The sequence below is a fragment of the Paenibacillus sp. GCM10023252 genome, assembly GCF_042653305.1.
Taxonomy (GTDB): Bacteria; Bacillota; Bacilli; order Paenibacillales; family Paenibacillaceae; genus Pristimantibacillus.
In genome coordinates, this window is the sequence record NZ_JBHSHW010000003.1 from 136481 (window position 1) to 154193 (window position 17713).

Annotated in this window: 16 protein-coding genes; 10 read left to right on the plus strand and 6 right to left on the minus strand. The window is 57.1% G+C overall.

Features of this window, described 5'->3' with window-relative positions; translation table 11 throughout:
• Positions 1-23: 23 nt before the first annotated feature.
• The 7 genes from ACFO9Q_RS03255 (at position 24) to ACFO9Q_RS03285 (ending at position 8279) form a co-directional block, all read left to right on the plus strand.
• Positions 24-578: a chromate transporter gene (locus tag ACFO9Q_RS03255; RefSeq protein WP_379178629.1), complete on the plus strand. Its 555-nt coding sequence runs from the start codon at positions 24-26 to the stop codon at positions 576-578.
• Between the two features lie 77 nt (positions 579-655).
• Positions 656-2113 (plus strand): amidohydrolase family protein, encoded by a 1458-nt coding sequence (locus ACFO9Q_RS03260; RefSeq protein ID WP_379178631.1) that lies wholly within the window; start codon positions 656-658, stop codon positions 2111-2113.
• 18 nt (positions 2114-2131) lie between these two features.
• On the plus strand, positions 2132-3430 hold the full coding sequence (locus ACFO9Q_RS03265) for an ABC transporter substrate-binding protein (protein WP_379178633.1): 1299 nt from the start codon (positions 2132-2134) through the stop codon (positions 3428-3430).
• Between the two features lie 110 nt (positions 3431-3540).
• Positions 3541-4422 carry a branched-chain amino acid ABC transporter permease gene (locus tag ACFO9Q_RS03270; RefSeq protein WP_379178635.1) on the plus strand — a complete coding sequence of 294 codons (882 nt, stop codon included), beginning with the start codon at positions 3541-3543 and terminating at the stop codon, positions 4420-4422.
• 28 nt (positions 4423-4450) lie between these two features.
• Entirely contained in the window at positions 4451-6388 is a 1938-nt protein-coding gene (locus tag ACFO9Q_RS03275; protein ID WP_379178637.1) for an ABC transporter permease subunit, read from the plus strand.
• On the plus strand, positions 6375-7091 hold the full coding sequence (locus ACFO9Q_RS03280) for an ABC transporter ATP-binding protein (RefSeq protein ID WP_379178639.1): 717 nt from the start codon (positions 6375-6377) through the stop codon (positions 7089-7091). Before ACFO9Q_RS03275 ends, ACFO9Q_RS03280 begins: the two co-directional genes overlap by 14 nt.
• 21 nt (positions 7092-7112) lie before the next feature.
• The gene (locus tag ACFO9Q_RS03285) at positions 7113-8279 is read left to right on the plus strand and encodes an amidohydrolase family protein (RefSeq protein ID WP_379178641.1); all 1167 of its coding nucleotides are present in this window, start codon (positions 7113-7115) and stop codon (positions 8277-8279) included.
• Between the two features lie 136 nt (positions 8280-8415).
• Here ACFO9Q_RS03285 and ACFO9Q_RS03290 read toward each other — a convergent pair whose 3' ends face one another.
• Positions 8416-9636, minus strand: a complete 1221-nt coding sequence (locus tag ACFO9Q_RS03290) for an SHOCT domain-containing protein (RefSeq protein ID WP_379178643.1) — start codon at positions 9634-9636, stop codon at positions 8416-8418.
• Positions 9637-9784: 148 nt separating this feature from the next.
• On the opposite strand from ACFO9Q_RS03290, the gene ACFO9Q_RS03295 reads away from it, so the two are divergent.
• On the plus strand, positions 9785-10099 hold the full coding sequence (locus ACFO9Q_RS03295) for a thioredoxin family protein (protein WP_379178645.1): 315 nt from the start codon (positions 9785-9787) through the stop codon (positions 10097-10099).
• Between the two features lie 427 nt (positions 10100-10526).
• Here the strand turns inward: ACFO9Q_RS03295 and ACFO9Q_RS03300 are convergent, their stop codons facing one another.
• From ACFO9Q_RS03300 to ACFO9Q_RS03310, 3 genes are all read right to left on the minus strand, one after another.
• Complete coding sequence (locus ACFO9Q_RS03300; RefSeq protein WP_379178647.1) at positions 10527-11222, minus strand: class F sortase; 696 nt, start codon at positions 11220-11222, stop codon at positions 10527-10529.
• Positions 11223-11297: 75 nt separating this feature from the next.
• Complete coding sequence (locus tag ACFO9Q_RS03305; protein ID WP_379178649.1) at positions 11298-12677, minus strand: copper amine oxidase; 1380 nt, start codon at positions 12675-12677, stop codon at positions 11298-11300.
• 85 nt (positions 12678-12762) lie between these two features.
• Positions 12763-13644: a hypothetical protein gene (locus tag ACFO9Q_RS03310; protein WP_379178651.1), complete on the minus strand. Its 882-nt coding sequence runs from the start codon at positions 13642-13644 to the stop codon at positions 12763-12765.
• A gap of 284 nt (positions 13645-13928) precedes the next feature.
• On the opposite strand from ACFO9Q_RS03310, the gene ACFO9Q_RS03315 reads away from it, so the two are divergent.
• The gene (locus ACFO9Q_RS03315) at positions 13929-14306 is read left to right on the plus strand and encodes a hypothetical protein (RefSeq protein WP_379178653.1); all 378 of its coding nucleotides are present in this window, start codon (positions 13929-13931) and stop codon (positions 14304-14306) included.
• 61 nt (positions 14307-14367) lie between these two features.
• On the opposite strand, the gene ACFO9Q_RS03320 is transcribed toward ACFO9Q_RS03315, so the two are convergent.
• Positions 14368-15288 carry a DNA ligase gene (locus ACFO9Q_RS03320; protein WP_379179160.1) on the minus strand — a complete coding sequence of 307 codons (921 nt, stop codon included), beginning with the start codon at positions 15286-15288 and terminating at the stop codon, positions 14368-14370.
• An 839-nt stretch (positions 15289-16127) separates the two neighbouring features.
• Entirely contained in the window at positions 16128-16619 is a 492-nt protein-coding gene (locus ACFO9Q_RS03325) for a hypothetical protein (protein ID WP_379178655.1), read from the minus strand.
• A 227-nt stretch (positions 16620-16846) separates the two neighbouring features.
• Here ACFO9Q_RS03325 and ACFO9Q_RS03330 point away from each other — a divergent pair, with 227 nt between their 5' ends.
• The gene (locus ACFO9Q_RS03330) at positions 16847-17551 is read left to right on the plus strand and encodes a MerR family transcriptional regulator (protein ID WP_379178657.1); all 705 of its coding nucleotides are present in this window, start codon (positions 16847-16849) and stop codon (positions 17549-17551) included.
• Positions 17552-17713 lie beyond the last annotated feature (162 nt).

Below are 17713 nucleotides of genomic sequence, written 5' to 3' on the forward strand. Positions count from 1 at the left end.
CGAGGCGCGAGGAGGAAGCAGGAATGAGTAAGGATCTATGGGAGCTGTTCGTTGGATTCGGCCGATCCACCCTCATCGGGTATGGAGGAGGGCCGTCCATCATACCGCTCTATGAATACGAGACTGTGGAGCATTACCGTTGGATGGGCCAGGAGGAATTCGGGCAGGCACTCGCCTTCGGCAATGCGCTCCCTGGACCGATTGCTACGAAGCTAGCTGCTTATATCGGCTACAAGACCGCGGGATGGCTCGGCGCGGCGGTAGCGCTCAGCGCGGTGGTGCTGCCTACCGCTCTGCTCATGATCGTGCTCGTCTTCGTCATGAATAAGCTGCAGAAGAACCCCTATATTCAAGGGATGATTAAGGGGGTGCAGCCGGTCATCTTCGTCATGCTGGCAATGCTTGCGTATGACTTCGCCAAGTATGCCTTCGGCAAGGGCCCGGGTGTACTGCCCTATCTGCCTTTTGTCATTGGAGCCGCCTTCTTCGTCTCCGTGCAATACCTGGGCTTGAATGCGGTATGGGGCATTCTTGGGGCGCTCATTATAGGTGCAGTGTTCATGCGCAGCGGCGGTTGAGGCGGTCATTGGCCAAGAGCGGGGCTGAGAGATAGGGCTGTTAAGAGGAAAAATAAGCAAGGGAGGAGGGTTGATACATGGACTTAATTATTCATCATGCTAAGCTTCCAGGCCGCGAAGGGCTGTACGCCATCGGTGTCTTGGATGGGGTCATTGCCCGGCTGGAGCAGACACAGCAAGGAGACGGCTGGTTGGAAGGAGCACAGCCAGCTGGAGGCTTGACGGACCATCCAGGCATGGCTGGCTCGCCAAGCGAAGCGGGCAGATTGAGCGCTGCGGACTGCATGAGCGCCATGGGCAGCTTGAATACTGCGGACATCATGAGTGAAGCGGACCGTGTTCATTGGCCGGAGGCAAGCAGCGTGTTCGATGCAGAGGGTGGACTGCTCCTGCCGGGCTTCGTCGAGCCGCACATCCATCTGGACAAGGCGGAGCTGCTCGGCCGGATGCCATCGGATGCGGGCTCGCTGCAGGAAGCGATCCGAATGACGGCGGAGATGAAGCGAGGCTTCACCCGTGAAGACATCCGGCAGCGGTCCCTGTCCGTGCTGAACCGGGCGATTCGCAGCGGCGTTACCCATATGCGCTGCCATGCCGAGGTTGACCCGATCCTCGGGCTCACCGCCGTCGAGGCTGCGCTTGAGCTGAAGGAGCAGGTGAGAGAGCTGCTCGATCTGCAGGTGGTCGTATTCCCGCAGGAGGGCATTATGGCAAGTCCCGGAACAGCCGAGCTGATGGAGGAAGCGCTGCGGATGGGCGGAGATGTCGTTGGCGGCATCCCGTATCAGGATGGGGATGCGGCGGCGCATATCGAGCATGTATTCAGCTTGGCGCAGCGGTATGGGAAGCCGCTCGACTTCCACGTAGACTTCTCCGACCATCCGGAGCAGCTGGACATTCTGACCATTGCGGATCGTACGATTGCAGCTGGTATGGAAGGCAGAGTTGCAGCGGGTCATGTGACCTCGCTCGGTTCGGTGCCGTTGGAAGCCGCGGCAAGGGCAGCAAGCCTTATTAGCCGAGCTGGAATTTCCGTCATGTGCTTGCCGCAGACAGATCTGTACCTAGGCGGGCGCGGCGACAAGGAGCATCCGAGGCGCGGACTGACGCCGGTGAAGCTGCTCCAGGAGCACGGTGTGAATGTCGTCATTGGGGTGAACAATGTGCGCAACCCGTTCACGCCGTTCGGTACCGCAGACCCGCTCGAGGCGGGATGGCTTCTCGCCTCAACCGCCTACATGGGCAGTGATGAGGACGCGAGGCGGGTGCTTCATATGCTGACTCACGGGGCGGCACAGGCAATAGGAGCAGAGGAATACGGGGTAAGGCTTGGCGCGAATGCAGATCTCGTCCTGCTTCCGTCTCGGGACGAGCGGTCAGCGCTGCTGGACCGGCCGGCGCGCCGCGCGGTGTGGAAGCGAGGTCGGCTCACCGCAGAGACGATTGTTCAATCTTATACTTACGGGCTGGGACGACAGGCACAAGGGGCAGAGATGCCCGAACGACAGGCCGAGCCAATCTATATACAACCATAGGACAGGAGTGGAGAGAGAATGAGAGAGATCGGAATGCGCAGGGGATTGAAGTGGCATGGCTTAGTTGTAATGATGGTCCTCATGCTGGCGGCAATGGGGCTGTCCGCATGCGGCAGCAATGAAGGGACGGGGGCGAACAATACGCCGGCTGCGACGGACGGCGGCAATGCAGGTGGTAGTAAGGAAGGGAATAAGGACGCAGGCAAGGATGCGGAGGCAGCTGAGCCGATTCGGATCGGGATGTCTACGGAAGCGACAGGTGATAATGCGATGAACTCCGTCAACCTGTATCAGGGCGTACAGATCGCAGTGGACCACGTAAATGCGGCAGGGGGCATCGACGGCCGCAAGATCGAGCTAGTCGTTAGAGATACCGAGCAGAATCCAACGCGAGGCATCAGCATTATCCGCGACTTCGGTCAGAAGGAGAAGGTGCTTGCTGCAATTGGAGGCTTCTACAGCACGGTAATGCTAGCCCAGTCGCCTCTTATTAAGGAAGAGAAGTTCGCGTTCATGGTCGCGACGTCCAATGTTCCGGCTTCGGTCGAGAGCGGAATGCCGTACACGTTCGGCGTGAGGATGAATGCGAATATTACGGCGAAGTATGCTCTTTCTTTTATCAAGGAGCAGTGGGGGACAACTAAGGTAGCGATTCTCCATGAGAATGGCGGGTATGGCAAGGGTGCGGCGGCGGCGATGACGAAGGCGCTGGAGGAAGAAGGGCTGAAGCCGGTGGCGGTGGAATCGTTCGACAATGCCAAGGATAAGGACATGACGGCACAGGTGAACAATGCGAAGAAGGGCGGCGCGGAGGTCATCTACCTGTTCGGCCAAGGGGCGGGCAACGGCTACGTGCTGCAGGCGATGAACAAGCTGGGCTGGAAGGTGCCGATTGTCGGCGAGAATGGGATGGCGAACAAGGGTGTGCAGGAAGTCGGCAAGGAGCTGGCGGAGGGCACGTATGCCATTCAGACGGCGAACTTCAATGTCGAGCAGACGAGAGAGCCGGCGGCCAAGTTCCTAGAGGACTTCAAGGCGAAGTTCGGCCATATCCCGACGACGTTCGCCTCTGCTGCACAAGGATATGACGGGGCGATGATGCTGTTCCAAGCGATTGGGGATGCAGAGCTGTCGGGTGATCTGGCGAAGGATCGTGAGGCGGTCCGTGATGCGCTTGAAGCGGTTGGTCCGTACAGCGGAGTCATTAAGGATTGGGATAAGGTGTTCACACCTGACAATCATGATGCTATTGATGTGAATTCCTATCTGATGTGCATCTGGAAGGACGGCAAGCTGGTCGTCTCTGACGTTCAGTAAGGTGGGATGATTGGTTGCAGAGTGAAGCGTGAAGCAAGAAGCGTGAAGTGAAGCGTAAGTGAAGAGTGAAGCATGAAGTGAAGCGTAAGTGAAGAGGAAGGGGGAAGACCATGTCGCTTATCTTGCAGCTAGTAGTCAGCGGTCTGGCGGTTGGCTGTCTCTATGCGCTGATCGCCCTAGGGTACAGTCTTACGTACGTGGTGAACGGCACCCTTAATATGTCGCAGGGCCAGCTCGTTATGCTGGGAGGGGTGCTCACGTTCACGATGGCGGAGCTGTGGCACCTGCCCTTCCTGATTGCGGCGCTGCTAGCGGCGGTCAGCGTCGGGCTGCTCAGCATACTCGTGGAGCGGCTGGCGATACGGAAGTTCGACAAGAATGCGAACGCGGTGGAATGGGTGCTCAGTACGATCGCGGTCGGCATCATCATTCAGGATCTATCGCTCTTCGTCTTCGGGCCGGATGAGCGGGTCACGCCTTCACCGGTCGGCGAGGAGATTCTGCGAATTGGGGGAGCGGGCATCTATTGGAAGGAGCTCGTGTTCCTTCCGGTCGTTGCCTTGCTGCTGGCGGGGCTGCTGCTGTTCTACCAGCGCTCCCATTGGGGGCTGTGGCTCCGGGCAACGGCAGATAATCGGACGGCCGTCGAGATGATGGGCGTCAGCAGCAACCGTGTCGTCATGACGGCCTATGTGCTGAGCGGTCTGCTCGCGGGAATCGGCGGAGCGATGCTGTCCACCAGCTATGCTGTATCCGTCGATATCGGGCTGCCGCTGGGGCTGAAGGCCATCTCGGTCGCAATCTTGGCGGGCGTCAATAACCCGAAGGGAATCGTCATCTCCGGCCTCGCACTCGGCGTGGCGGAAGCCTTAATCGCACAATATATATCGACGGACTTCAGAGAGATGTTCGTATACGGCCTTGTCATCCTCATTCTCTATTGGAAGCCGATGGGGCTGTTCAACCGCAGGACGACCATAGTCAAGGTCTAAGCCAGGAGCTAAGGAGGGCATTATCATCATGTTCAGAGCAATCCTAACCAAAAGCAGGCCTGACAGCCTGCGAATGCCAGCCCGGCCGGGCTCCGCGCGGCTCGCGGCAGGGGCAGGTGCAGCCCTGCTGCTGGCGGCGGCTCCGCTGGTCGCGGATGTGTATTACCTCAATCTGCTGTTCATGATTGGCATCTACGTCATGACCTGCACGGGGCTGAATATCCTCGTTGGCTACTGCGGCATCGTGTCCATCGGCCATGCCGGCCTCATGGCGGCGGGAGCTTATGTGTCGGCGATCCTGACGACGAATCATGGCTTCAGCTTCTGGTTGGCGGCGGCGGCTGGCGTTGCGGTATCTCTTGTTGTGGGAATTGTAATTGCCATTCCGACGATTCGTGCTGGAGGTGTCTACCTCTCGATGATTACGATTGCCTTCGGCATCGTTGTGAGCGAAGTGCTCATGCGGTGGGACAGCTTCTCCGGCGGGCCGCTTGGCATCTCCGGCATTCCGAAGCCGGCTGTGGGAGGCTACACCTTCACGCTGACAGGAATGTACGAGCTTGTCCTCTTCCTTGCCGTCATCTCCCTGTTGGTCATGCGGAATCTGAGGCGGTCATCGTGGGGGAGAGCAATGATGGCGTCCAAGGAGAATGAGATTGCCGCAGCGTCACTGGGCATTCGCAAGCTTCCAGTTCAAGCGGCAGGCTTCGCGCTGAGTGCGGTGCTGGCCGGTCTGGCCGGGGCTTGCTACGCTCATGCGAACAGCTACATCTCGCCGGACACGTTCCACTTCCAGACCTCCGTTCAGCTGGTGCTGATCGTTATCCTCGGTGGGGCGGGACGGCTGATTGGTCCGGTCATCGGAGCGGTCATCCTAGTCTTCCTGCCTGAGCTGCTGGATATGGAGAAGCTGCGGCTCGCACTCTATGGCGCGATCATGTTCATTGTGCTGTATGTGATGCCTAAGGGTATTGCGGGCACCATTGCGGATGTCGCGGTGGTATGGGTGCGCAAGCGGTATCCGAATGGATTGTCTGGAGGAAGCTGGATTGGCCGTGGCCGAGGTGAACGTGGTGGCGGTGACGGTGGTGTTCGAGGTGGAAGCAGCGTTGTTCGGGAGCGAGGTGCGGGGCTCACTGGTCAGGGAGCTTCAAGCTCTTACCAAGGACCACCTCTAGTTGGTGCGAAGGGGAAGATCTCCTTGACAGCAGCCCGCGTAGATATGCGGTTCGGCGGACTGCATGCGCTCCGACAGGTGAAGCTGGATGTGAAGCCTGGAACGGTTCATTCGCTTGTCGGCCCGAATGGAGCCGGCAAGACGACGATGTTGAATGTCATCTCCGGCTTATATACACCTAGCGGAGGTGAATTCTTGTTAGACGGAGCTCGTTATGCTCCGCGCTCCTTGTCTCATGCATCGGAGCTGGGTATTGCACGGACGTTCCAGCATTCGCGGCTTTTCAAGGAGTTGACGGTGCTTGAGAATGTGATGACGGGGATGAGCTCCTCTGGCAATCTGGCGGCCTCCTTGCTGCGGACACCTGCTGTGCGGCGGCGGGAGCGGGAGATGCTTGCCCGAGCGCATGCTTATCTCGATCTAATCGGATATACGGGAGAACGGCGGGCAACCGCAGATCAATTGCCTTATGGTTATCAGCGCCTTGTTGAGATTGCTCGTGCCCTTGCGTCCTCGCCCCGTCTGCTGCTGCTGGACGAACCGGCAGCCGGCATGACGTCGGAGGAGATTGAGCAGCTAGAGAGTGTGCTGCGCAAGCTGCGAGCGCAAGGCCTGACGATTATACTGATTGAGCATCATATGGACTTCGTGCAGCGGGTGTCGGATACGATTACGGTGCTGGACTTCGGAGAAGTAATCGCGGACGGCAAGCCGCAGGACGTCATGAGCCATCCGCGTGTCATTGGAGCCTATCTGGGAGAGGAGGCGGCAGTACATGCTGACCATTGAGAATCTTGAGGTTCGTTACGGCGCCGTGCAAGCGGTGAAGGGAGTCAGTCTCGAGCTGCGCCAGGGCGAGACCGTTGCGGTCATCGGAGCCAATGGCGCAGGGAAGTCATCGCTGATGCAGGCCGTAGCAGGGTTAGTGAAGCCCGCGACTGGAAGGATTATATATGATGGGAAGGCGATTGGCGGCTGGCCTGCCCACCGCGTATCGAATGCCGGAATCTCGCTCGTGCCGGAGCGCCGAGAAGTATTCGGCTCGCTGACCGTCACGGAGAACCTGCGCATGGGACTGAAGACGGCCATCGGCAAGGTGCGCGGTGCCGCCTTCGAGCAAGAGCTGCAGCGTGCGTTCGACCGCTTCCCGCGGCTGGAGGAGCGACGCAATCAGCTTGCGTATACGCTCAGCGGCGGCGAGCAGCAGATGCTCGTGCTGTCCCGTGCCCTGATGAGCAAGCCGAAGCTGCTCTTGCTCGATGAGCCGTCGCTGGGGCTCGCGCCGATTATTGTGGCAGAGCTGTTCACCGCGATTGAGGGACTGAAGCAGGAAGGGGTCACCATTCTGCTTGTCGAGCAGCTCGCGCACAAGGCGCTTGCCGCAGCCGATCGGGGGTACGTCCTCGAGAACGGTCACCTCGTCATGGAGGGTCCGGCACACAAGCTGATGGAGGATAAGCGGATGATTCAGGCTTATCTTGGCGCATCGTAGATGGGGAGGATGATTACGTTCATGAGTGGGATTGGGTATGTGAGAAGAGTGCGCATCGGGAGTGAGTTGTACTCGCTAGCCATACAGGAAGGCAAGTTCGCTGAGATCGAACGAAGTGATGCTCCGCTGGCCGCGGGCGAGACAGGTTGGGATGCTCAAGGATTGTTGTACACTCCAACTATGGCGGATATGCACTGCCACTTGGATAAGCACTTCATCGGAGAGGGGTGGCGATCCCGCAAGCGGATTGACACCTTGCCTAACCAGCTTCGTCGGGAGCAGGAGCTGCTGGCCGAGCTGGAGGGCGATGTTGCCTCCCGTGCTCGCACGCTGCTCAATCGTATGCTGTCTTACGGCACGACCCGGGTTCGTACCCATGTGGATGTAGACCCTGACATCGGGCTTCGTCATCTGGAGGCGGTACTCCGCGTGCGTGAGGAATATCGGGATCGGATGGACATCGAGATCGTAGCCTTCCCGCAGCAAGGACTCATACGATCAGGCTCGATGGCAGTCATGCGTGAAGCAATGGGGATGGGGGCGGAGTACGTGGGAGCGGTTGACCCAGCTGGGCTGGATCGGTCGCTTGAGCCTTGTCTGGATGGGGTGTTCGAGCTGGCTTCGGAATATGATGCTGGCGTTGATATCCATCTCCATGACCCAGGGCATCTCGGTCTCTATACGATTGACCGTATTGCAGATTACACCGTGCAGTCCGGCAAGCAGGGGCGGGTCGCGGTTAGCCACGCTTGGGCTCTCGGAGAAGTAGGCGAGGGGGAGATACGCGGACTGGCGCCTAAGCTTAGCGACAGCGGCGTGGCGATTATTACGAGCGTCCCGATCGACCGCCAGATGCCGCCGGTTGCTCTGCTTGATGAGCTTGGTGTGCAGGTGATGCTCGGCACGGATAACGTGCTCGATGCTTGGTCCCCCTTCGGCAGCGGGGACTTGCTGGAGCGGGCATGCCGGCTTGCGGAGCGCTCCTATTGGGTGGAGGACGAGCAGCTGCTAGGTGCTTACCGCTATGCCTCTGCGGGTTCCACCGTACCGAGCGTTGGAGAGGCAGCGACCTTCATGCTGGTGGAGGCGATGAACTTGCAGCATGCGGTTGCCGCTCCTCCTGCACGGGAGTGGGTGTTCTATGGTGGGCGTCCGGTTGCCGGGCGGAAGTACGAACAATCCTGTTGAAAATAAGCCGAAAAAGCTCAGTCGGAAAGACTGGGCTTTTTCGGCCTTTGCATATAGGAGCGAAGCTAACGGTTGGGTGTTCGTCCGGGGTTCATGTACAGCCTCGCTCGGGAAGGTTAAGCTCGTTAACTATTAACTATACGGCATCGCCGTTGGTTGGAGCAGTGGTGCTGCTGTCAGGAGCTGCAGTGCCGCTGCCAGCGCCTTCGTCTGGCCCACCGCCGAACGGGCCGCCATGCCCGTGGTGGCCATGATGACCGCCGCGTCCTCCGCCAGGTCCACCTGCAGGACGCTTGAACTCACCATTCACGATATCCTTCGCTATCGTATCCAGCTCGGCCTTGCGCGTATCATATTCCGCTTGCGTGAGCTGGCCTTCGGCTAGTCTGGCGTCGAGGTCAGCCGTTAGTGTCTTCTTCACCTGAGCGGTGACGGTTGCGACAGCAACCTTCTTAACACCTGCGAGGTCGGCTAGAGACTTGCCGGAGTGAAGGGCCTCCGCCAGCTCATCCGCGGTCAACCCGAGCAGCTTCGCTAAGTCATCATCCTTGAAAAGCATAATTGGACCTCCCTTGCCGAGCTTGCCTCCGCCCTTGCCGAAGCTGCCGCTTCCGATAAGCTTGTCATTCACGACTGCGGAGGCCCAAGTGGTTATGTTCTTAAGCGCAGCATCATACTCGGATTGCGTCAGCTTGCCCGCCTTCAATTGCTCGGCTAACGAATTCTTAATAGCCGCGGCTTCGAGGTCGATGACCTTCTGCACGGCGACACCCTTCTCAGCTGCCAGATCGGAGAGGGACTTGCCAGATTGCAGGGCTGTCTTCAGCTCTGCTTGGGTTAAGCCCAGCAGCTTGGCTATGTCTGAATTGGTAAGTACATCTGCTTCGAACGGGCTATGTCCGGGTGCCATATCCTTGCGGAAGGCATGCTTCTTCGGAGTAGTATTCACCAAGGTCTTCGCAACCTCAGCTAACTTGGCCTTCTGCGCGTCATACTCGGACTGCGTCAGCTTGCTATCCTTCAGTCTCTGGTTCAGCTCAGCCGTCAGCAGCTTGACTTCCAGATCGATGACCTTCTGTACAGCGACACCCTTCTCACCAGCCAACTCGGCAAGTGACTTGCCTGACTTCAGTGAGGTATGCAGCTCCTCTTCCGTTACGCCCAGCAGCTTCAGCAGCTCCTCGTTCTGGAACGTGGTGCGAATGATGTCCTTACCACCCCCGCCTCCTCCGAAGCCGAGGTGTCCGGATAGCTTCTGCACCGTCTCGGCGGCGTTCACCTGGCCGGAGAGGAGCAGTCCGCTGCTGACCGTTACGGTTAGGGCGAGGACGCTTGCTGCCCATAGGGATTTTCTCATACTAATCTGCCTCCTTCATGGATCTATCTGGTAACACAACCATAGGATAGCCGGACAAGATGAAGCGAACCTGAGCCGAAGCTGAGAGTTGGTTGAATGCCGGGGCAAGGGTCCTGTATACTTGGGGCAATGAGGAGTGAAGCGGAAGATGGCTATTCAGGAGATTGGGGAAGACGAGTGGTTGAGAATGGTGCGGATTGGGCAGGGGAGGGATGCGATTCTGTTCTACACCCCATTCTGCGGCACCTGCAAGGTCGCCGAGCGGATGCTTGAAGTGGTGACGGCACTGCCCATTGGTGCGACGCTGTACCGGATGAACATCAACTTCGCTCCGCGGCTGCGCGACAGCTGGCAGATTAGGAGCGTTCCGTGTCTCGTGCTGCTGCAGGGCGGCAAGCCTCAGCGCTTCGAATACGCGATGCGTTCGGTGGATTATCTGTATGGATTGTTGAAGGAGGAGTAAGGGCGGCGGGTGTGCCCTACGCGAGCGACTTAACAAGGAGAATCCTTGTTAAGTCCGCAGTTGGTGGGCGAGCTAGCCGACTTAACGGGTAGAATCCTCGTTAAGTCGCGAAGGAGTGCCGAGCCTGGCCTGATTGTAGCAGCTTAACAAGGAATAACCTTGTTAAGTCCGCCATTAGAGGGCGAGCTAGCCGACTTAACGGGTAGAATCCTCGTTAAGTCGCGAAGGAGTGCCGAGCCTGGCCTGATTGTAGCAGCTTAACAAGGAATAACCTTGTTAAGTCCGCCATCAGAGGGCGAGCCAGCCGACTTAACGGGTAGAATCCTCGTTAAGTCGTTAGGAACGGCCGAGGTGAGAGCTTGTTTACCCAATGAAAACCACAACCAAGGCGAATGATATCTCGTCCTGCTTGGTTGTGGTTTTTTGTTTACTTCTTCAATTCTGTGTAGACAACAAGCCGCTCATCATGCGTCTTGGCCTCTCGATTGAACTCTCCTGTGCAGGTGATCAGATTAAGCTGACTCTGGTAGGAGAAGCCGAAGATATCCTCCATCGGCGCAGCTTCCCTTGGGTAACTCTCTATCTGTTGGACGATGAAGGTAAGTCTCTTGCCGTGCACATCTTCTACTATCACTTCATCGCCCTTCTCGAGCTGATCCAGCTTGTAGAAGACAGCAGGCCCCGTCTTGCTGTCTACATGTCCTGCTATTACCGCATTGCCGCGGTCCCCCGGCTTCGTGCCCGGCTCGAACCAGCCGACTCCGTCCATAGAGGCTGGGACACCCATCTCTCCACTCGCTGCGGTGCCCACCTGTTCGACGTCTGCCTTGACCCCGATTGCAGGAATCTCCAGCACCGCCGGAACGATGCCAAGATTCGCTTCCTTCAGCACAGCGGGAGGGGTTAGCGGAGTTGGGCTGGGGCTCGGGCTCGGTAAAGGGATGGTTGCATTAGCAGCATTAGCAGAGGTGTCTCTATCTTCCCCGGTTGTTGGCGCGGTTGTCGCTGCCGTTGCCTGCGGCCGACCAGACCCGCCAACGTTAGGATCGGCAGCGGAGGAGGAACAAGCCGATATCGTCACTAATAGAATCGCTAGCAGTAAGGTCCAAGTGGCCTTCCTCAATGCCCATCCACCTCCCATTCTGTGTCTGTTGCATCATGATGGAGGTCCGAAGGGGCGGCCCCCTTCGGGCGCTGATTATTTATTAGTAACCTTGCGACGGATAACGAGGAAGGACAATAAGGAAGCCATCGCAATCGCAAGGAGGGAGGCTGTTAGCCAGCCGTTGCCTTCGGCAGCTTCGTCACTCATGCCGCCGAGTCCGGTTCTTGGCATCTGAGCAGGCATCTTGCCCGCGAACTTATCCGGAAATTGATCTACGATGGCGCTAGTTAAGCCTAGGCCTACTCCGAACATATGCGCATAGGACTCACGCAGCGTTGGATACACCTTCGCATAATCCTTCGCTGTATAGCTGTTGAAGGCGAGCAGGAGCTCGTCGACGTGCACCTTCAACCCAGCCTCTAGATCAGCAGCCTTGAGGCGGCCTTCGGTTGCGGTATCAAGGAACTTCGCTTGCTCGACGCGGTATTCGTCCAGCTCCTCGAGGGCCTTCTTCTTGGCGGCTTCATCCATCGCACCGCTTGCCTTCACGTAGTCGACGAAGTAGCCAATATGAGAGCTCCAGATCTTCTTGAACGCTTCGCCGCCTTCCTTGCCATAGACGGAACCGACTGCTGCGGACAGTTCATCGGTGTTCTCGTTCAGCGCACCGGCAGAGGCTTCGAAGTCCTTAGCCCCGTCGATACCCTTCTGCATCGCCAGGACGGCTAGTGCCGCATGCTCGGAGAGCAAGTGATTCAGGTCTGCTCGCAGGTCAGCGGCTGGTGTGTCTACGACCTTCTTGTCGAACTTATCCGGGAACTGGTCGGTAATGGCCCAAGACAGCCCCTTGCCGACCCCGTACATATGATGAATCGCTTCGCGGACGCTGTCATACGCCTTGTCATAATCACCAGCCACATAGTTGTCAAAAGCCCACAGAAGCTGGTTGATATGCACCTTCAAGCCTTCCTCCAGCTCCTTCGCCTTCAGGCGGCTGCCTGTAGCGGTATCAAGGAAAGCGGCTTGTTCTGCGCGATACTCATCTAGCTCGGCAAGCGCGGCCTTCTTGGCCGTCTCGTCCTTGGCTGCCGTTGCCTTCACATAGTCGACGAAGTAGCCGATATGGGAGCTCCAGATCTCCTTGAACTTGCTGCCGGCCTCGTTGCCATAGACGGAAGCGACCGCCTTGCTCAGGTCTTCCGTGTTCTGATTCAAGGCGCCGGCTGCGGCTTCGAAGTCGCCCTTGCCGTCAATGCCCTTCTGCATCGCAACAACAGCTAAGTAAGCATGCTCGGATAGCAGGGCATCGAGTGCAGCGCGAAGGTCGACGGCTTTGTTGGACACCTCGGCTGGACCCTTCACAGCCATGGTGTGCCCGCTGGCGCCATGGTCATGGGCGCTTGCCAGTCCTGCTGTCGGGAGTAGTAGGGCGACGCTCAGCGGGATGGCGATGATGGTTTTTTTGATTTTCATACGATATACACTCCTCTACGATCTTGGTTATGGGTTAGTCATGGAGTGTCACGTAGAAGGCGAGGAGTTGGATCACATGTGTGGATTAAGAAGTTGGAGGAACTTGGATGCGGGCGCGGGCGATGATGGCGGTAATCTTCAGCTCAAGGTTGTAGATGCTCGTCTTCTTCGCGCTGATCTGCTTGGAGTAGGTCGTGAGGAGGGAGAAGGAATGAAGGGTGCTGGCGGTATCCCCCTTCTTAATAACCTGTCCGAGATACCTGGCTTCGGAGGTGAGGAGCTTGGTGGCGGCGCTGGCTGCACTCTTCTCGGCCTTAATCTGGATATAGATCGGATCGACTTCCTCCAGAGTTGCTCTGATGCGGGCGATGAGCTTGTTCGCACTGTCCTTGGCGGCCGTCAGGAGAGCTTCCTTGCTCCGAATGTCCTGACGGGCGAGCTGAACGGCGATACGTGTCAGGTCTAGCTGCGCATTCACGTAAGCGGTCAACTCCTTGCTCTTCGCCAGCCTGGCGACCTTGAGCTGCTGATTAAGCGACGCATAGTGCGCGAACAGCGTCTTGTACTTCTCCTTCGTCTGATTCACTTGCGCCTGCAGCTTGGCAATCTTAGCGGCGTCGATGAGCTTGATGTCCTTGCGGAGCAGCACAATCGCTTCCTCATTGCTGTAATGTAGCTTAGTCCCGCGAGTCTCCCACTCATCAATCTGCTTCTGCAGCGTGAGCAGCTCGGCGTGGGCATTCCGCAGCTTGTCCGCGGTCTGCTTGTCTGCGGCCCCAAGCATCTTGGTGAACGCCGTCTCGGTCGCAGCGGTAATGACGAGCGGTGAGGCGCTTGCCGAGATGGGGGAGAGCAGGGTGGTTAGAGTGACGGTGATGGTCAGCAGGAGCAGCACAAGGGTGTTGCAGGGACGGGTGGTGAAGGTTGTTAAGGTACGGGTAATGAAGGTACGGCGGTTGGTCATCATGAAGCGGTATTCCTCCTTAGAGTGAGTTATGCAATCCGCATACAACGGCATACAACATAAAAAAAGCACCCAGCAAGACAGGCCTCTCGGCCGTATCTTACGGGTGCTTCCGTCGTAAGTAGAATGCAAGATTTGGTTGATGTGTTCTAGGATACCTGATGGGAGGAGAGGGCGTCAAGCGAACAGATCGTTAGGTTTTGCTGTAGCTGTGCTGTATTCATTATGGTAAGGTAGGGATACCAGTCAACTGGAGCTTACTCTATATTTTAGGAGGTGTTATCCAGTTGCGAAGCCTACTTAACTCTGTTGGATATCTATTGTGGTCAGCCGCCCTGATTGGACTGTTGTTCGTTGCTTCCAGTGTGGAAGCGAGATTAACGGAGGTGTGGGAGTTCAATCCTGATACCGCGAACTTGCTGTTGCTCAGCAAGCTGCTGTACTTTGTCTTAGGCATCTTTATCTCCGTACTATTCATCCGAGGAAGGAAGCTGCAGCTTAATCTGCCCTTGCTCCTCTTCGCCTTCCTGCCCGTACTCATCGTTGCAATCTTCTCAGAGTGGTACTTGCACGAACTCATCCCCCGCAGCATCTCGTCGCTTGTTGCCGGGTTCCTGCTCTTATTCCTCTTCAGTGCGAAGCGGGGAGATAGTCCAACGGCTTAGCCTTGCAAAAAAAAACACCCAGCAAAATGGCCTATCTGCCGTTACTTGCGGGTGCTTTCCCTCACACCCAGGGTAGGCGGCAATCCTCAGGCGCCACTCCGACTAGCGCCTGAATAGAGGGCTGGCGCAGCGAGCGGCCTTCCTGCCAGCGCCATTCACTGTACTGCACCTTCACCGTGTGCAGTGGCTGCACCCAGTGGGCATCCTTGTAGCGGTCAGGCCGCTTCGCAAAAGGCCGCTCCGCCGCAACAGTCGGCGCCAGCAGCTCCGTCAGCCCCCGCCACTCTGCAGCGGTTAACCGGCCCGTGCCGGTGTGGCCGATGTACCACAGCTTGCCCTCGGCATCATATTGCCCGAGCAGCACGGCGTTCACGATCCCGTCCCGGAGCGTGAAGCCGCCGATGACGGCGACTGCGTCTCCGTAGTTTTTCACCTTGAGCCAGCGCTTGTCCTTCCCGTCCAGCACATAGGTGCTCCGCAGGTCCTTGCACACGATACCCTCCATGTCCTGCTGCTTCACCACGTTGAACAGCGCTTCCCCATCCGGATGGCTGGGTGCCAGCTGTACCAGTGCCGAAGGCCGAATCACCTCCTGCAGCAGCTGAAGCCGCTCCGACAGCGGCCTGCCCGTCACCCACTCCCCGTCCAAGTACAACAGATCGAACACCATATACGTCACCGCCACCGCCTGCCGAGCTTCCTTCACCCGGTCCAACCGCTTAATGAGATCCCGCCGCATCACCTCGTGAAAAGAAGGCCGCCCATTCGCCCCCAGCGCAATGACCTCCCCATCCAAAATGACCGAATTCGCGCGGCAATACGCGCTCACATCCAGCAGCTCCGGATAGTGATGCGTGCGCTCATTAAGCTTACGGTTGAGGAGCCGCGTCGCCGCCTCATTATGGTAAGTGAGAATTCGCGTGCCGTCCCACTTAATCTCATATCGCCAATAGTCCTGCTTCGGTATGGTGTCACTGCTCATCGGCTCGAACGGAATAATCGGCTCGAGAGGCAGCGGGGCAGACTTTAAGTTCACCGGAAAGTTCACCTCATTAATAACTGATGTTACTTAGGATTAACGGAATGAAGGAAGCGTAAACGACTTGTGTGGCAGGATGTTCGTTTTCATGAGGTTTTTCCACTGCAATCTAGAGGATGCTAGTACTTCGTACAAGAGTGGTCTAGTTCATCGGGCTGTAGTGGCTATTAAATATATCGGAAGCTTCCACTTGTGCTAGGTAAGGTTAGTTGAAGAGGGCGGAGAAGCTTGCTTGGCTAGCCTGTGAAGCATGCGAAGGGTGCTGATGGTGCAGGCTTGTGGGGCGATGGGCGTTGAACGCAAGTGTGGTTAATTGACTACGCCCAGGCAGATCATTCTACAGATCAGCGCGCAGAGGAGGCCAAGCGAGATAGAGGTCAAAAAGACCTCTATCTGAGCGATGTAGCCGAGTTTGAGTGAAATAGAGGTAAAAAGTACCTCTAATTGAGCGAAGTAGCAGAGTTTGAGTGAAATAGAGGTAAAAAGTACCTCTAAATGAGCTGAGCAGCTGGGTTTGAGTGAAATAGAGGTAAAAAGTACCTCTAAATGAGCTGAGTAGCTGGGTTTGAGTGAAATAGAGGTAAAAAGTACCTCTAAATGAGCTGAGTAGCTGGATATGAGTGAAATAGAGGTAAAAAGTACCTCTAAATGAGCTGAGTAGCTGGGTTTGAGTGAAATAGAGGTAAAAAGTACCTCTAAATGAGCTGAGTAGCTACTCTACGCTCCTCCTCAGCGCTGCACTGCTCGCGCTACGCGCTGCTCCCTTGTGCCAGCGCGAGCACTCACTTCTTCCGCGGGCGCTTCCGAGCCACGAGTACCCTGATCAGCACTAGTCCGCCGACGATGAGGGTATGCACATACGTCCATTCCTGCTCCGATTCACTACTCACCTGGTCCAGAGCCTTCATATCGTTGCCCGCCTTGCTAATCAACTTGTTGCCGCTGCATAGGTCCGTGTGCTCGACTCCCTTGTGGGCGTAGGTGTAGACAAGATACTTCTTCCCCTCTTCGAACTCTGTCCCGCACATACCGAAGAACCCGCTATGCACATAGCCGCCTGACGGATCTCCCTTCCACACCTTATCCACCTTGAAAATATTCCCGCCCTCAGCATCTCTGCTCACGACCGTCCCCGTAAATATAGCGCTTGCACCCTCATATCGTTCCTCTACACTCGCAGGCCCGCAGCTGCACGCATACACTCGATCCGCACTGCCAGTACTCAGCGACAACCACACGAGGACTATAACTAGCGAAGCCAACCATTTTTGCACAGCAGTCCCGCCTCTCCATCATCTCATTGATACAGTATACGAGGGATGACTTCAAATGTTGAGCGTTCTGTGTAGATAAGGTTCATGATATTTGCCCAGCCCGAGGCCAGAAAATATAGAGAAAACCACTTTATTTAGCGAATAGGCACTACCTTTGTCACCCTTGCAGGGACGAGCCTCCGCGGCAGCGAATACCCTATAACCAATCTACCTGTGAGGTGATTCTAATGAGTGTTGTGAAGACAAGGGAAGCAGCGGAGATGCTCGGCGTCAGCCAGACGACGATTAAGCGCTGGGCGTCAACTTATCCTCATTCGTTCTATAAGGATCCGAACGGTCATTATCTATTCAGCGACGAAGGCTTGGAGCGGCTCGTGCATATTAAGGAGCAGATCGACAAGGGCAAGACGATGGACCAGATCGAGCTGCCAAGTCTCGGGATGTCGCAGGCACAGCCAATGCCCCAGGCACAGCCGCACTCGGCACAACCGCAGGCACAGCCAATGCCCCAGGCACAGCCGCACTCGGCACAGCCGATGCCGCAGTCACCGTCCACGCTGCAGCAACAGCCGAGCCAACAGCTGCATCACCCCAGCGCGCAGCCCCAGCAGCAAGCGGCGAAGCTTGAGGCGGCAGCTTCCAGAGAGGAGACCTCGCCCCCTCCATCGAACGGTGAAGTAGAGGAGCTCATGGCTCGCATTCGGCAGATGGAGCTGCTGATCGACCAGAAGGCGAATGAGGTTGTGTCTATGCAGGTGCTGCAGCATCGCAAGGAGCTCGATGAGATTCGCAAGACCGTCGAGCAGATCGCAGCCTGTATCGAGACGCTCCAGGGCCAGCAGCCCATGATGCCGCAAGCAGAGGCGGCCGGGCAGAATAGCGGGCTGGATACGCGGGCTCGCAAGCGGGGATTTTTTAGAATTTTCCAATAGTGGATGGGAGGTCTATTCTCGGGCATGAGGGAGGAAGATTGCGAATCTCCTCCAATAGGTCTGACTAATCGCTAATCATCCTGGAACATTCCGGATAATCAGGTCTGAGCCGATTAGCCCCTTCAAGCAAGGTGCTCTATACTTAGAGGAGACTAAGAGAGA

Coding starts and splice junctions, on each gene's coding strand:
- ACFO9Q_RS03255 (WP_379178629.1), top strand. CDS start 24: ATGAGTAAGGATCTATGGGAGCTGTTCGTTGGATTCGGCCGATCCACC.
- ACFO9Q_RS03260 (WP_379178631.1), top strand. CDS start 656: ATGGACTTAATTATTCATCATGCTAAGCTTCCAGGCCGCGAAGGGCTG.
- ACFO9Q_RS03265 (WP_379178633.1), top strand. CDS start 2,132: ATGAGAGAGATCGGAATGCGCAGGGGATTGAAGTGGCATGGCTTAGTT.
- ACFO9Q_RS03270 (WP_379178635.1), top strand. CDS start 3,541: ATGTCGCTTATCTTGCAGCTAGTAGTCAGCGGTCTGGCGGTTGGCTGT.
- ACFO9Q_RS03275 (WP_379178637.1), top strand. CDS start 4,451: ATGTTCAGAGCAATCCTAACCAAAAGCAGGCCTGACAGCCTGCGAATG.
- ACFO9Q_RS03280 (WP_379178639.1), top strand. CDS start 6,375: ATGCTGACCATTGAGAATCTTGAGGTTCGTTACGGCGCCGTGCAAGCG.
- ACFO9Q_RS03285 (WP_379178641.1), top strand. CDS start 7,113: ATGAGTGGGATTGGGTATGTGAGAAGAGTGCGCATCGGGAGTGAGTTG.
- ACFO9Q_RS03290 (WP_379178643.1), bottom strand. CDS start 9,636: ATGAGAAAATCCCTATGGGCAGCAAGCGTCCTCGCCCTAACCGTAACG.
- ACFO9Q_RS03295 (WP_379178645.1), top strand. CDS start 9,785: ATGGCTATTCAGGAGATTGGGGAAGACGAGTGGTTGAGAATGGTGCGG.
- ACFO9Q_RS03305 (WP_379178649.1), bottom strand. CDS start 12,677: ATGAAAATCAAAAAAACCATCATCGCCATCCCGCTGAGCGTCGCCCTA.
- ACFO9Q_RS03310 (WP_379178651.1), bottom strand. CDS start 13,644: ATGATGACCAACCGCCGTACCTTCATTACCCGTACCTTAACAACCTTC.
- ACFO9Q_RS03320 (WP_379179160.1), bottom strand. CDS start 15,288: ATGAGCAGTGACACCATACCGAAGCAGGACTATTGGCGATATGAGATT.
- ACFO9Q_RS03330 (WP_379178657.1), top strand. CDS start 16,847: ATGAGTGTTGTGAAGACAAGGGAAGCAGCGGAGATGCTCGGCGTCAGC.